This window comes from Pseudanabaena sp. PCC 6802, from assembly GCF_000332175.1.
Taxonomy (GTDB): Bacteria; Cyanobacteriota; Cyanobacteriia; order Pseudanabaenales; family Pseudanabaenaceae; genus PCC-6802.
This window is the reverse complement of the sequence record NZ_KB235914.1, coordinates 1,189,503-1,204,760: the sequence shown is the minus strand read 5'-3', so window position 1 is coordinate 1,204,760 and position 15,258 is coordinate 1,189,503. Positions and strand designations below refer to the sequence as shown.

Below are 15,258 nucleotides of genomic sequence, written 5' to 3'. Positions count from 1 at the left end.
GTAAGCTATCACAGATATCTCATGTACTTGGTTCGGTTCTGTGTACCTTGGCTTTTGGGGTTACCGCACTTCCAACTAGGAATCGCCACTTATAGCTGCCAACAGGCTTAGGATGGGGTGCGCGTGGGGGCTGCACCCCCACACCCCCTTTCCTAACAGATCTGTCTATGGCTATATGTTCGTAATTGGCGGTATGCCCGCTAGATCGAGAATTTGCGGAATTAAATGTTCTGCCTTCACCGCCATCAGATGCACGCCCTGGCATATTTCTTTGGCTGCCTTTACCTGCTCGGCAGCGATCGCAATTCCTTCTTGTAAAGGTACTTTGGCTTTGGCAAGGCGATCGATGATGGAGTCGGGGATATTGACACCAGGCACGTATTTATTAATAAACATGGCATTTTTCGCAGATTTCAGCAGGAAAACACCTGCCAAGATCGGTTTATTCCCCTGATTCCCGATCGAGTCCATAAATTTAGCCAGGCGATCGAAATCCGTAATCAGTTGACTCTGAAAGAACTGCGCCCCCGCCGCCAGTTTGCGTTCAAACCGCCGCTGCAAGCCCGACCAGCTTGGCGATTGCGGATCGACAGCGGCTCCAGCAAATAAATTCGTCCCCCCCTGTGGCAGGGGCTTATCGTTAGCGTCCAAACCCTGGTTGAGTTTAGCGATCGATTGCAATAAACGCACAGCCTCTAGATCGAATACCGCCCTGGCATTGGGATGATCTCCCGCTTTGACCGGATCGCCCGTCAGAGCCAGAATATTTCTAATCCCCAGCGCCTCCGCCCCCAACAAATCTCCCTGTATGGCAATACGATTGCGATCGCGACAAGCCATCTGACAAATCGTCTCTACTCCCACCCGTTGCTGCAAAATTACCGTCGCTGCCAACGGACTCATGCCCAGAACTGCCCGACTAGAATCCGTGATATTAATCGCATGGACGCGACCCTTAAGTAACTGTGCCTTCTCTACCATATTCTGCACGTCCGCACCCTTAGGTGGCGAAATTTCCGCAGTCAGCAAGAATTCATGGCGAGCGATCGCGTGGCTAAACATAGCAAAATCAGATTGAGGCATTCGTTTATTTTGCCCTATTATGTGCGGGCAAGTAACTGCCCCATCACCCATCATCCATCACCCATCACCCATCCCTCGGTAAGGGTTTAGCATTTGTTCGATAATCTTCGCATCAAATACAAGCATCCTTCACAAATGCTAAACCCCAGCCCCAAATCCCAATCTCCGCCCAATCTCGCGACAAAAGCGATCGAACCTCTGCCGTCGCAACTGCCAATACAAGTAACTGCGATTGTCTCTAGCAGTTTTGTAGTTCGGGGCGATCGCTAAGGCTTTGTTGTAACTAACGATGGCTTCGCGATCTCGTCCCAGCGTATCCAGGGCATGTCCGCGATTATTCCAGGCTTGGTAAAGATCTGGCTGCAACTCTAAGGCGCGGTCGTAGGCAGCGATCGCTTCTTCAAATTGCTCGGTGCTATATAAAGCGATGCCGCGATTGTTCCAGATTTCCGGATCGCTATCGTTCAGTGCAATTGCCAGGTCATAAGCTGCGATTGCTTCTGCATGTTTACCTAAGCGTGCCAGGACGGTACCGCGATTATAGTGAGCTTCGTATAGGCTGGGATTCGCGATCGAGGCCAGATCGTAGGCGGCGATCGCTTCGGGATATCGTCCGAGATGCGCGCACGCACTCCCTTGATGGTACAAAGCTTCAGCATCGTTGGGGTTGCACTGTAACCCGCGTTTGTAATTGGCGATCGCCTCCTCGTATTTCCCCAAACTGGCCAGGGTTTTGCCGCGAGCGCACCAGGATTTGCTATCATCTAACTTTGTCGTCACGGCGCGATCGAAGCTAGCTAAGGCTTCTGCATATTTGCCCATATTGCCTAAAGTGCAGCCCATGCTGTACCAGGCATCGTGAAACATCGGTTCCATTGCCACTGCTTTGGCATAGCTATCCACTGCCTTGTTGTAGTAACCCAGAGATGAAAGTGCTACGCCGCGATAGTGCCATGCCTCGTAAAAATCTGGATCTAGCGTCAAGACTTGCTCAAATATGGCGATCGCTTCCCCATATTTGCCCGTTTCCATAATTGCCAAGCCTTTATTCTGGAATGCAACCGCATAGGCAGGCAAAATCTTCAGGGCGGTATCGTAGTCCGAGATGGCAGCGGAAATTTGACCTAAATCGAAATAGGCAACACCTCGGTTATTAAAAGCTTCGTGATAGTCGGGCTTGAGGGCGATCGCCCGATCGAAATTCACAATCGCTTTTTCTAACTGCCCCAAGCCGCATAAAGCCAGTCCCAGATTGTTATGGGCTTCGTAGAATTTGGGATTGAGAGCGATCGCTTTAGCGTAACAAGTAACGGACTCGTGATATTTTTCCAAACGATCGAGAGCCATTCCCTTCGCGTTATAAGCTGGCGCAAAACCTGGCTCCAGAGCAATTGCCCGCTCCAAGTTGGTAATGGCACTCTCGTATTGACCTAAGCGATCGAGGGTCGTGCCATAACGATACCAAGCTTGATAATGCGCGGGCTGAATTGCTAGAGTCTTACACCAACTGGCGATCGCCTCATCATAACGGCCTAATTCAAATAATGCCGTGCCGCGCGTATACCAAGCTTCATAGGCTTCGGCATCGACTTCGATCGCCCGATTGCAACGGGCAATTAGCAAGTCTGGATCGTCGGAAGACATAAATGTATTTGGTACGCGCGCAGCAAATATAACAGGCTTTTAGGAAGGTTTCTCGTAAATAGCTCTACCCCCACCCCCCGTACCGAGCCTGTTAGCTATAGCGGTTTTCAGATCGTAAGAGGTAGGGGGTTTGGGGGCGTTGCCCCCAAGAAGGGGTTCCACCCCTTCACCCCAAAAATAAAACCCGTTCTCAATTGCAAAGCGCTATATAGCTATACCAGATCGTCAATCGGACAATCGGGAAAAGTGTTTTTAAATTCTTGCAGCAGATCGTCAATTTCTTCAAGGGCTTGAGTTACGTCTATGCGTAGGTTGCCAAGATCGCTGCGTAGGGAGAGTTGTACTAAAGAGCTACGCTTTGATGCGATCGCTGCAACTTTGTCTTTGATAGATGTAGGTGTCATGGCTCCAATTAGTGTAAACAAATGTGCCAACCGCACGATGTGTTAGACGTTAGCCGTAACACATCGTGGGGATCTTATTTTCACGCAATTCCCTAAGTAGAAAGCGTACGACGCTTGGTAACAAGACGGAAAGCTTCGATCCGATCGCCCTCTTGCCAATCGTTGAACTTTGGCAAGGAAACACCGCACTCAAACCCGGCTGCTACTTCCTTAACATCATCTTTCATGCGTTTGAGCGAGTCAAGTGGTGCCTCGTGGATCGGGTTACCGTTGCGGTTCACCCTGACCTTACAGTTGCGAATGAGCTTGCCGGACTGGACGTAGCAACCAGCCACCACACCTTTGCCAATTGGGAAAATGGCGCGGACTTCGGCTATACCGAGGTGCTCTTCAACCAACTCCGGCTCTAACAAACCTTCCATCGCTCCCTGAATATCTTCCAAGAGCTTGTAGATAATGTTGTAGTCGCGGACATCAACGCCTAATTCATCGGCTGCTTGTCGCGCGCCAGTTGCCATGGTTGTATTAAATCCAATAATCACGGCAGAACTAGCTGCTGCTAAGTCCACATCATTTTCGGTGATCTCACCCGCACCCGCGAGTAGCACGCGAAGCTGTACTTCCTGTTGGGGTAATTGTTCGAGCGCGTTGAGAATAGCCTCCACCGAACCTTGAACGTCGGCTTTGAGGATGAGGTTTAATTCCTTCAGCTCCCCTTCCTGGGCTTGAGCGGAAACGGTGCCCAGGGTTACCCGCCGCGATGCCATCGACTGTTGCAAGCGAGACTGACGCTGCTGTGAGGCGCGATCGCTAGCGGTTGCCCTTGCCAGCTTCTCGTCGGTAAATACCTCAAACTCATCTCCAGCCGCAGGGACATCGCTTAGACCAAGTACCTCAACGGCAAATGATGGCGATGCCTCTTCAACGCGCTTACCCTGGTCGTCGATCATGGCGCGCACCTTGCCAAAGGATGCCCCTGCCAGCAGCACGTCGCCAATTCGCAGCGTACCGTTCTGGACTAGTAGCGTTGCCACTGGTCCGCGCGCTTTATCCAAATTAGCTTCGATTACCGTACCGCGAGCCGTGCGGTTGGGATTAGCTCGCAGATCCTCAACTTCTGCTACCAATAAAATCATTTCCAGCAAAGTATCGAGGTTTTCACCCTTGATCGCGCTCACTGGTACCATAATGGTCTCGCCGCCCCATTCTTCATCTACCAGGCCATGTTCGGTTAGCTCTTGACGAATGCGATCGGGCTGAGCTTCTAGTTTATCAACTTTGTTGATGGCAACGATGATTGGCACCTTGGCCGCACGGGCGTGACTGATTGCTTCAATGGTTTGCGGCTGTACGCCATCGTCCGCCGCCACTACAAGTACCGCTACATCAGTAACCCGCGCGCCGCGCGCCCGCATAGCGGTAAATGCCTCGTGACCTGGTGTATCGAGAAAGACTATTTGCTCTTTAGTGCCATTATGCTCTACATCAACATGATAGGCACCGATGTGTTGGGTAATACCGCCCGCTTCACCTTGAGCCACTTTACTCTTGCGAATGGAATCCAGCAACGTGGTCTTGCCGTGATCGACATGTCCCATAATCGTGACGACGGGCGGACGTTTTTGCAGGCTTTCTAGATCCTGCACCTCAATCATCTCAGTTACCTTACGCGCTGGGGCATCGGCCTCGGATTCTTCGACTTCAAAACCTAACTCGATCGCTACCATACTCGCAGTGGGAATGTCGAGGGTTTGGTTGATATTTACCATCACTCCCTTTATAAAGAGCGTGCGAATAATATCAGTCTCGGGCAGCATGAGCTGGTTAGCTAACTCCTGGACGGTAATGCTGCTTTGCAGGATTAACTTAGTTGGTTTCTCTACCACAACTTCTTGTAGGGAGCGACGATCGCGCGACTTGCGAGTTGACTTGTCGGCTCCAGGCTTGGCAATACTTGTAGCTGCGGCTGGCTTTGCCATCCTTTGCTTAGGACGCGCTGTTGGTCTGGCTAGCGACAGGCTAATCTGAGGCACGTCTTCTTCGAGTTCCTCAATAATATCGTCGTCCTCGATCGCTTGCAGATAGCGCTTGGGCTTATTCAGGCGAGCTGCCTTTTCTCTAAGCTCCAGCATTTCTTGATCGTCATCGTCTTTTTTAGACTTGTTACGCTTACCAGGACGACTGAGCCCGCGATCGCTACCGGGCTCGCCGATCGCGAGCGCTGGAGCACCGATGCCGGGTTTATCCCCACGCACGGGAGAAACAAGGGTTGGCCTTTCCGGGCGGTCTGACTTTTCCGGACGCTCGGGGCGCTCGGGGCGCTGTGGGGCGATCGGGGCTCGGAGCTGCCTGGGGGGATCGTTGGGTGCGGTTATGCCACGTTCGATCAGTACTGCATCCTTCACCGGGGTTGGACGGTTAACCTGAGGTCGTCTGGGTGTCTGTATGTCTTTGGGAGGAGCGCCATGGCTGCGCACAACTGGCTTTGGTCTTTCCGATATCGGCTTAGCTACACCTTTAGCAGGTGGTTTATCTGAGGATTTTTCCTCAAACCTAGCTTCAGAGTTGGCCTCGGACTTGACCTCAGACCTGGTGGATGCTGCTTCGGCAAGTATCTCTTGGGGTTTGTGCTGTCTTGTGGGAGCCTTAGTAAGCATGGGCTTGCTGGCGCTTGCACTTGCCTGCGGAGACTTAGGGGCGCGCTTAGAGTCGCTAGAAGCAATTGGCTTAAGTGGTTCTGGTGGCAAGGCGGCCTCTCGTGCAGGCGCAGGTTTCTGTACCAAAGGAGTTTTAGGGGGAGCATCGACCTTTGCAACTACATCTTCTACCACTACATCAGTGTTTTCAGAAGCTCCGGCGGCTGTTTCGGAAACTAATTCGACCCCAGCTTTAACATCCTCAGGCGAACTGACGTTGGCAGCGCCAGCATGTCGAGCTGGTGGCTGTGCGATCTGTAGAGTAGCAGCATCTTCGAGATCGGTGGTTTTATCAGCAGGCACTGAGACAAACTCGGGCTGCTCTTCTGCGGTTACTTGCAGCTCGATTGGTGCTGATGGCTTATGGGGACGTACCGGCATCGCAACAGGAGGGGCAGCAAGATTGGCAGCAGGCTTGCTTACAGTTACGATTTGCTGTTTGGCAGGGCGAAGATCTTTATCTACTGGTTCTTTTGCAGTCTCCCTGGCTGCTTCCCGATGTTTGGGCGCAGGGGTGGAGGCAACCGATCTCCGTTCGGGAGCGGCGGCGCGAATGAGATTTGCTTCAGACTCTGTTATCGTACTGCTGTGGCTTTTAACGGCAATATTTAACTGTTCGCAAATTGCCAAAATATCTTTTGTCTCCAAATTTAGTTCCCGTGTTAACTCGTAAACTCTGACTTTACCGCCGATGCTCATTTAACTCTTCTGCCCTGTTTAACGATTGATTTACATAAAAACTGCTGCCTGTATTGCTAGATTTAACGTTTAAGGAGCGGTATTACCGATTAGATAGATTAAAGTTATGTAGGCTAGATGGACAATCCTATAACTGTTAACCATTATGACCTATGAAACCATCAAAATAATAAGGGATCTGTGTCGATCGCCCTTACATTATCCTTACACTTAGTTCCTAACTGCTTAATTGCTAACCCTTAAATTACATATAAACTGTGAGTTATTTACATATAGTTACATTAGGTGGGTTAGGATCTAAACAAATATTTTTGTAGTTTATGACTGACGTACCCGTCTCTAGAATCCGCAACTTCTCCATCATCGCACATATCGATCATGGCAAGTCTACCTTAGCAGATAGACTATTGCAGTTTACGGGCACTGTGGCCGATCGAGAAATGAAAGAACAGTTTCTCGACAATATGGAGTTGGAGCGCGAGCGGGGGATCACGATCAAGCTGCAAGCAGCGCGGATGAATTACCAAGCGCAAGACGGGCAAAATTACGTCCTCAATTTAATTGACACGCCGGGACATGTGGATTTTTCCTATGAGGTATCGCGATCGCTAGCTGCCTGCGAAGGGGCGCTGCTGGTGGTGGACGCTTCGCAGGGCGTTGAGGCGCAAACCCTGGCTAATGTTTATTTAGCGCTGGAAAATAACCTGGAAATTATTCCGGTATTAAATAAAATCGATCTACCTGGGGCAGAGCCAGAGAGAATCGCCACCGAGATCGAGCAGCTCATCGGGCTAGATTGCTCGGCAGCAGTGAGAGCCTCTGCGAAAGAAGGCATCGGTATTCCTGAGATTTTAGAGTCGGTGGTGCAGCTCGTGCCACCGCCATGCGACACGACGAGCGATCCCTTACGCGCTCTAATTTTTGACAGCTATTACGATGCTTACAGGGGGGTAATTGTTTATTTTCGCGTCATGGATGGCAATGTCCGTAAAGGCGATCGCATTAAATTTATGGCATCAGGCCAGGAGTATGAGATCGACGAGTTGGGGGTACTGGCACCCAATCAGGTACAGGTAAACGAACTGCATGCTGGTGAAGTGGGCTACCTGGCCGCTGCGATCAAGACGGTCGAACATGCCCGCGTCGGCGATACGATTACACTGGCGCTGACCCCTGCCGCCGCCCCTCTACCCGGCTATGAGGAAGCAAAGCCAATGGTATTTTGCGGATTGTTTCCCACCGATGCCGACCAGTTTGAGGACTTGCGGGAAGCATTAGTCAAGCTCAAGTTAAACGATGCAGCGCTGAGCTACGAACCAGAGACTTCTAACGCGATGGGTTTTGGCTTTCGATGCGGTTTTTTGGGGTTGCTGCACATGGAAATCGTGCAGGAACGGCTGGAGCGGGAATATAACCTGGATTTAATTATTACTGCCCCTTCCGTGATCTACCGAGTTACCAAAGTCAAGGGTGAGGTGGTTTATATAGATAACCCTGGCGAACTGCCCCCTCCACAAGAACGGGAGCAGATCGAGGAGCCGTACATCAAGCTAGAGATCATGACACCCCAAACCTATATTGGGACGTTGATGGAGCTGTGCGAGGCGCGACGCGGCATTTACAAGGACATGAAATATATCACCAAGGAGCGCACCACTCTAATTTATGAAGTACCGCTGGCGGAAATCGTGACCGATTTCTTCGATCAGATGAAATCTCGCACCAAAGGCTACGCCAGCATGGAATACCATCTCATTGGCTATCGTGTTAACGATCTGGTGAAGTTAGATATTCTCGTCAATGACGATCCGGTAGATTCGCTGGCCTGCATAGTCCATCGAGATAAAGCCTACAATGTCGGTCGGGCTTTGGTGTCTAAGCTGAAAGAACTGATCCCCCGACATCAGTTCCAAATTCCGATCCAAGCAGCAATCGGCTCTAAAATTTTATCGAGGGAGAACATTCCCGCTATGCGCAAGAACGTGCTGAGCAAATGCTATGGCGGCGACATTTCGCGCAAACGCAAGCTTTTGGAGAAACAAAAGGAAGGGAAAAAACGCATGAAAGCGATCGGCACCGTTGATGTGCCACAGGAAGCCTTTATGGCTATTTTGCAACTCAACCAGAACAGTTAAGTCCGGTTATGTGCACGTAAAATCCCCGTAAGGTTTTGTCAAAATCCAATGGTTCTGGTTGTAGATTGACGGTAAAATCTGCCCCTACAGCATGGCTATGGTTTCTTTGAGAAATCTCCCAAGAGGGATTTGGAAGGTAGCGGTATTACTTAGTAGCGATCGCATTAAGGCTGATGAGATTTCCCAATACGCGCATACTGCTACAGTCCTGAAACAAATTGAATTCCTCTACGCGCTGACAATCTCGAAATCCAACTTGAGTTAGGTAACTTGTTAGAATTGTGAAGTCAAATCCCACCCTATGGATATCATGTGGATTGCTCTGACCGCCAAACATGATTCTCATTAAATAAAATCGCGTACTGGGATCGACGGCTGGGTAAAGAAAGAGCTTGCATAAAACCTCAAGATCGGGAACGCTAATCATCAGCTTACCGCCGGGTTGAAGCACGCGATGCCATTCCTGTAGGGTTTTTACCAGTTCATCATTCAACCCGTAGTGAAAATGTTCGAGTATGTGGCTGGCATAAATTGAATCTACGGATTCATCCGCAAATAAACTCAGGTTTGAGGCATCGCAGACATAGTCAACCTCTGGACGTGCTTCGATATCGAGGATTTTCCATTCCGGGTGCGATCGCTTACCGCCAATATGCAGCTTTAATGGTGCCATTTGCTCCCTCTAATCCTGGTTGGCGAGAAGTCTATTTATTCTTCTGGGCGATCGCCCAATAAATCTTTTTCTTTTGGGGCATCACTTCTGAGTATAGAACTAGTGTGTCAGCTTGCATTGCAAATGTTAGCGTCGGACAAGATTTGATACACAGGCTATCAGTTCGTCTATATCGACTGGCTTGCTCAGGTGAGTTTGAAAGCCTGCCTCCAGCGCCGCGATCGCAGTTTGCCGATCGGCATAGCCTGAGAGGGCGATCGCTGGCAGTTGTCCGCCTTGCTCGGGTGGCAAGGCTCTGATTTGTCGCATCAGGTCATAACCATTGACATCGGGTAAGCCAATGTCACTGACGATCAAGTCCGGTAGTATTTGGGTGAGCCTTTCCAATGCCTCTGGAGCAGAACGTGCGGCGGTCACGGTTGCGCCAAATCGTTCCAGGGTAAAGGAAATTGCGATCGAGGTCATTTCATCGTCATCGATCAGCAAAATGCTGATGCCATTCAGGTCGATCTCCGTTGCTGGCGGTGGCGGAGAGGATGGTACCGCTTGAGCGATCGCCTTGGGTAGGTTAAGGGTGAAGGTTGCACCCTGTCCTTCCCCGGAACTGTTGGCGACAATCGTTCCCCCGTGGGCTTCGATAAACGATCGCGCCAGGAAAAGTCCCAGCCCCAAGCCGCCTTCCCGCCGAGTGTTAGAGGAATCCGCTTGACGAAACCGCTCAAAAATGTGGGGTAACAGATCGGGAGCAATGCCCCGTCCGGTGTCGCTTACCCGCACCTGCACCTGAGCGATCGCGTCGATCGACCGCACGGCGATGCTGCCGCCACTAGGCGTAAATTTAATGGCGTTTGACAGTAAATTCGAGAAAGCCTGACTGATGCGGCTTGGATCGAGATTCAGCCGTTCTGGACAAGGCTGGAGGTCAACCTCCAGGTGTAATCCCTTTTCCTCTATCTGGGGCTGTACCTGGGCGATCGCCTGCTGCAAGAGTTGCATCAGGTCGCAGGGTTGGGGGGTAATCTGAAAGCGCTGCTGCACAATGCGGGAAACATCCAGCAGGTCTTCGATCAGGTTGGTTTGGGTCAAGGCACTGTCGCGAATCGCAGCGATCGCCTGCTGCTGCTGGTCTGCGTTCAATAGCCCCCGCGCCATCATCTGAACCCAACTCATGATGCTGGTTAAGGGGGTGCGTAGCTCGTGGGAAAGCATGGCGAGAAACTCATCCTTACTGGCATTCGCCGCCTGAGCGACCTGGACTTGTTCGCTCAAGGATCTTTGCTCTCGCTCCACCAGGGCTTGTTTCTCTTGCTCGATCTGAATCAGGGAGATCGCGGTCGCGACCATCCGCCCGTAAAGATCCAGCATCCGCAACTCCCGCTCTGCGGGACGGTGGGGCTGCCGGAAATGGGTCGAAAGCACCCCCAGTAATTCCCCCTGGCGACCGATTAGCGGCGTTGACTGTACGGCTCGATAGCCAGCCGCCGCTGCAATCTGAAGGTGGGGCGCATACTCAGTGTCAGTCTGTACGTCCTCAACAATCGCCCGTTGACCGGACTTCAATGCTCGACTGCAAGCCGTGCCATCATCAGCCCCCACTTCGCGGAAATAGTCGAGAAACTCAGAACCAAAGCCTTGATGGGAGACAATCTCCAGTACGCCCCGCTGGCGGTCGAGGAGTTGGATATTGCCCATATCAGCATGGAGCAAGCCCATGGCGGCATCCAGGACTTGATTCAGGATGAGATCGAGATCCAGGGAAGAGAATAATTGCAAACTCAGCTCCTGCACCTGATTGATGGCATCGAGTTCGGTTTCCAATTGTGCCTGAGTCAGGCGCAGGCTTTGTTCCGTTTGCTTGAGATTGTCAATGTCCACCAGGGCAACAATCGCCCCCAGAATTTGATTCTCAACGGTGCGGTAAGGGCGAATCCGCAACACGTACCAATGTCCTTGCCGATCCTGCACCTCGCGTTCGATCGGATTCAGAATGGCGATCGTATTGGACACTAGCACTTCCAAGTCGGGGGCGATAATATCAAACCGCAGATCGCCGATTGGTCGTCCGACATCCGTTGGAATCAGGTTAAATATGGCCTGGGCGGATGGAGTAAAGCGGCGGATGCGAAGATCGTCCGACAACATCAAGATAGGGATATTGACATTATCGATCAGGTTCATTAAGTCATCGTTCGCCCGACGGGCTTCGATGTTGCGATTTTGCAGTTCCTCATTGGTGGTTTTCAGTTCTTCGTTGGCAGATTGAATTTCTTCCTTCGCAGTTTGCAGTTCTTCGTTGGTGCTTTTCAGTTCTTCGTTGCTGGACAGGATTTCTTCATTGGCTGCGAGCAGTTGTTGATTGGTGGCTTCTTTCTCTTCAATGGTGAGATGCAACAGCGTTTGGGCATCGAGCAACTCCTGACGGCTGGCAGCCAGTTCCTGGCGCAGTCGCAGGATCTCAGGGTTGGTCTCAAACAGTTCCGCTTCCGTTTCTGCTGCCAGGTCGGAGACGATTGCAGTGGGTTCGGGCGACTCGCGCTCGAACACGATCAGATAACAGCGATCGGGGGCGGTCGAGGTGTGGAAGGGAATTACCTCCACAGACAGATCGGTTTCGGTTAAGTCCTGGAGCTTTAACCCCCGCCGTCGGGTCGCCGTTCCCTGCTGCTTGGCTTCTTCAATGGCCATCCGCACGTCGATCGATAAACTGGGACGCAGCATCTTCAACAGGTTATAGCTGGGTTCGCCTGCCGGGATTCTGAGATAGGGGCTGGTGTCGCCGCGAAATTGCAGAATTTCTAGCTGCTCGTTCACGATCGCACCCGCCGGACCGAAGCGGCTGAGGACGATCTGGTCGGCCCATTGCTGGAGATTGGTGCGATTCCGGGTGGCGGAAAAGCCCTGCCGCGCTTCCATATCTGTTTCTCTGGGATAGTAGCTGGCGATGAAATCGAAGTTGAGATGAGAGGGCACCGCACGGCGAGTATAGATCTTCGCTGGCGCATCAAACACATCAAACATATCGATCGTGTCTCCCAGACTCTCGGAATTGCCCAAAATTAAAAAACCTGTGGGTTTGAGACTGTAGTGGAAGAACGATAGAACTCGCTTTTGCAGCGACTGCTTAAAGTAAATTAAGACATTGCGGCAACTCAGCAGGTCAATATCGGAAAAGGGGGGATCGCTGCTAAGATCCTGGGCAAAGACAATGCCTCCCTCTTCCCGGATCGCCTGAATTCCCAAGGCTCCGTCGTTATTGCTACCCGATAGGACGATCGCGATCGCTTTATTTTTTCGATCCGCCGCTAACGACTGGAAAAACAGATCGATGGTCTTGACCCGCCCCTGAGCCTGGTCGCAAACCGCCAACTGTAACTGCCCCTGGGCGATCGTCATCTGGACATTGGGGGGAATCACATATACGTGATTGGGCTGTACCACCATGCCCTGTTCTGCGGTTGCAACTGGCATTCGAGTCGTACGCCCCAATAACTCGCTTAACAGGCTTTCCTGTCCGGGCGAGAGATGCTGCACCAGGACAAACACCATGCCTGTATCCGTTGGCAGATGGCTGAGCAGTTCCGAAAAGGCATCTAGCCCACCCGCAGACGCACCAATCCCAACAACTAGCGCAACATCATCTTCTGTAGGCATTGAAGTAGCCATCACAGGAGCCTCGAACTATTCAAAACGGGAAGCGAGCTATGCTCTGACGCTGGTAAGCAGCTATATTACTGCTGATTCCATCTTTATGCTACCAATAGCCATACTAATTGCTGCAAGATTCAAGATTTCTTCAAATAACTATTTTCTTAGATAACTTCGCATTGGCTATTGGCTAAAGTCTGAGATACATAAACGTAAGATGATACATAAGTATGCTTAATTCGACCAGTGCGATCGAGAGGCTATATGCTTAACGTAGGTTGAGGTCGATCGCTGCCTAACCAATTGCCGCAGCTTAGTAGGATAGCAAAGACATATGAATTTCGGTCGGGTTATCGCCATTGCCAGTAACGTGTTTCGCGAAACCGTGCGCGAACAGGTACTTTATCTAGTCGTGCTGTTTACGATTGTCTTAGTGGCAGCAGTTACTCTGCTACCGCATTTAGCAGCGGGAGGTGAAGACAAATTCACGGCTGATTTTGGCATGGCGGCGATCGAGCTATTTGGGCTAATCGTCGCAGCATTTGTGGGTAGCAATTTAGTTAATCGCGAAATCGATAAACGCACGGTTTTTATCCTGGTAGCGAAGCCGATCAGGCGTTCTGAGTTTATCTTGGGCAAACATCTGGGCATATCAGCGGTGATCGCTGTATTAGTAGCGATCATGTCAGCCATTTTTCTAGGGTTTACCGCGATTAGAAATATTCCAGTTGCACCCCATGCGATCGCCGTGTCCAGCTTTTTCGCCTTTTGGCAACTGATGCTATTGAGCGCCTTTGCCATTTTATTTGGCACGTTCACCAGCTCTTTGCTAGCATCGATGATGACGCTCGCCACCTATTTGGTGGGCAATTTCAGCCGAGATCTATTAGCGCTGGGCGAAATTTCCAAAAGCGAGGGTTTCCAAGCGTTTACCCGCGCTATGTATTTAGTGCTACCGGATCTGTCGCGCTCCAATCTGAAAAATGAAGCTGTCTATGGTATTTTGCCAGCCGTTGGTGACTTGTTTAACAATGGCATTTACACTTTGAGCTATGCTTTGCTGGTACTGGCGATCGCCATTCTGGTGTTCTCCAATCGGCAGTTTTAAGCTCCTGAGGCGCAATGAATATCCTGACGCACCGATCTCACTATCCTGCTCTCCAAAATCGTACCTACTTCAACTACGGCGGACAGGGGCCGATGTGCCAAGCGGCGATCGAGCGAATTGCCCAAAATTATCAGAAGATTGAAACTCTGGGCGCATTTTCCATCGCTGCTAATAACTGGGATATGGAGGAGGCAAAGTTACTGCGGGAGGCGATCGCCGCTGAGTTGCAAGTTGATGCCAAAACCATCTCGCTGACCGAAGATACCACTGTCGGCTGTAACATCGCTCTTTGGAGCGTAGATTGGCAGGAGGGCGATCGCCTATTGCTATCCGATTGCGAACATCCCGGCATCATCGCGATCGCCACGCAATTAAGATCGAGATTTGGCATCGAGTTGAGCTACTTCCCACTGCGACAAACCCTGAACCGCAGCGATGCCGATGCTGTAGAAGCACTCGTACAACATCTCCACCCGCGCACCCGCATGGTGGTAGTAAGTCATATTTGCTGGAATACGGGTCAGGTCGTCCCGCTCAAACAAATCTGTCAAGCCTGTCATACTCATGGAATTTTAGTCGCTGTCGATGCCGCTCAGTCCGTTGGGGTTTTACCTCTAGACCTAGCAGATCTAGAAGCGGATTTTTATGCATTCACGGGACATAAGTGGTGGTGCGGCCCCTTGGGCGTAGGCGGTTTGTACGTGCGTCCAGAAGTATTCCAGCAGTCTCTACCAACATTCATTGGCTGGCGCAGCACGGTCAGCGGCACGCCAAACGTGCAATGGCAGCCTGACGGGCAGAAATTTGAGGTGGCGAGTTCGGCCTATCCCCTGTACGGGGCTTTAAGGGTAGCAATCGCCCATGCCAACGCCTGGGGCGATCGCAGCGAACGTTATGCGCGCATCTGCCAACTCAGCCGCTTGCTATGGCAAGAGTTGATGGCTATTCCGCAAGTCAGGTGTTTGCGAGATACACCTCCAGTAGCAGGCCTGGTAGCATTCACAGTTGAGGATCGCTCTCCTGCACGGGTTATGCACAAATTGGAATTCGAGCAACGAATTCTGATTCGTTCCATACCAGATCCAGAATGTCTGAGAGCCTCAGTTCACTATCTCACTACCGAAGATGACATAGATCGGTTAGTATCAGTGCTAAAAAATGAGCTTTAAAT

Annotated in this window: 9 protein-coding genes; 3 read left to right on the top strand and 6 right to left on the bottom strand. The window is 51.2% G+C overall.

Features of this window, described 5'->3' with window-relative positions; genetic code table 11:
- Window positions 1-171: 171 nt before the first annotated feature.
- From PSE6802_RS0110850 to infB, 4 genes are all read right to left on the bottom strand, one after another.
- A complete protein-coding gene (locus tag PSE6802_RS0110850; RefSeq protein WP_019500090.1) occupies window positions 172-1,083 on the bottom strand; it encodes a methylenetetrahydrofolate reductase in 912 nt (303 codons plus the stop codon).
- A gap of 138 nt (window positions 1,084-1,221) precedes the next feature.
- Window positions 1,222-2,727, bottom strand: coding sequence for a tetratricopeptide repeat protein (locus tag PSE6802_RS28555; RefSeq protein ID WP_019500089.1), 1,506 nt, complete (start codon window positions 2,725-2,727; stop codon window positions 1,222-1,224).
- 212 nt (window positions 2,728-2,939) lie between these two features.
- The gene (locus tag PSE6802_RS0110840) at window positions 2,940-3,131 is read right to left on the bottom strand and encodes a hypothetical protein (RefSeq protein WP_019500088.1); all 192 of its coding nucleotides are present in this window, start codon (window positions 3,129-3,131) and stop codon (window positions 2,940-2,942) included.
- A 92-nt stretch (window positions 3,132-3,223) separates the two neighbouring features.
- Window positions 3,224-6,526: a translation initiation factor IF-2 gene (infB, locus tag PSE6802_RS0110835; protein WP_019500087.1), complete on the bottom strand. Its 3,303-nt coding sequence runs from the start codon at window positions 6,524-6,526 to the stop codon at window positions 3,224-3,226.
- A gap of 320 nt (window positions 6,527-6,846) precedes the next feature.
- On the opposite strand from infB, the gene lepA reads away from it, so the two are divergent.
- Window positions 6,847-8,661, top strand: a complete 1,815-nt coding sequence (gene lepA, locus PSE6802_RS0110830; RefSeq protein WP_019500086.1) for a translation elongation factor 4 — start codon at window positions 6,847-6,849, stop codon at window positions 8,659-8,661.
- A 145-nt stretch (window positions 8,662-8,806) separates the two neighbouring features.
- Here lepA and PSE6802_RS0110825 read toward each other — a convergent pair whose 3' ends face one another.
- On the bottom strand, window positions 8,807-9,334 hold the full coding sequence (locus PSE6802_RS0110825) for a class I SAM-dependent methyltransferase (RefSeq protein WP_019500085.1): 528 nt from the start codon (window positions 9,332-9,334) through the stop codon (window positions 8,807-8,809).
- Between the two features lie 126 nt (window positions 9,335-9,460).
- Complete coding sequence (locus PSE6802_RS0110820; protein ID WP_083901687.1) at window positions 9,461-12,997, bottom strand: chemotaxis protein CheB; 3,537 nt, start codon at window positions 12,995-12,997, stop codon at window positions 9,461-9,463.
- 316 nt (window positions 12,998-13,313) lie between these two features.
- On the opposite strand from PSE6802_RS0110820, the gene PSE6802_RS0110815 reads away from it, so the two are divergent.
- On the top strand, window positions 13,314-14,087 hold the full coding sequence (locus tag PSE6802_RS0110815; protein ID WP_019500083.1) for an ABC transporter permease: 774 nt from the start codon (window positions 13,314-13,316) through the stop codon (window positions 14,085-14,087).
- A 14-nt stretch (window positions 14,088-14,101) separates the two neighbouring features.
- A complete protein-coding gene (locus tag PSE6802_RS0110810) occupies window positions 14,102-15,256 on the top strand; it encodes an aminotransferase class V-fold PLP-dependent enzyme (RefSeq protein WP_019500082.1) in 1,155 nt (384 codons plus the stop codon).
- Window positions 15,257-15,258: the final 2 nt, after the last annotated feature.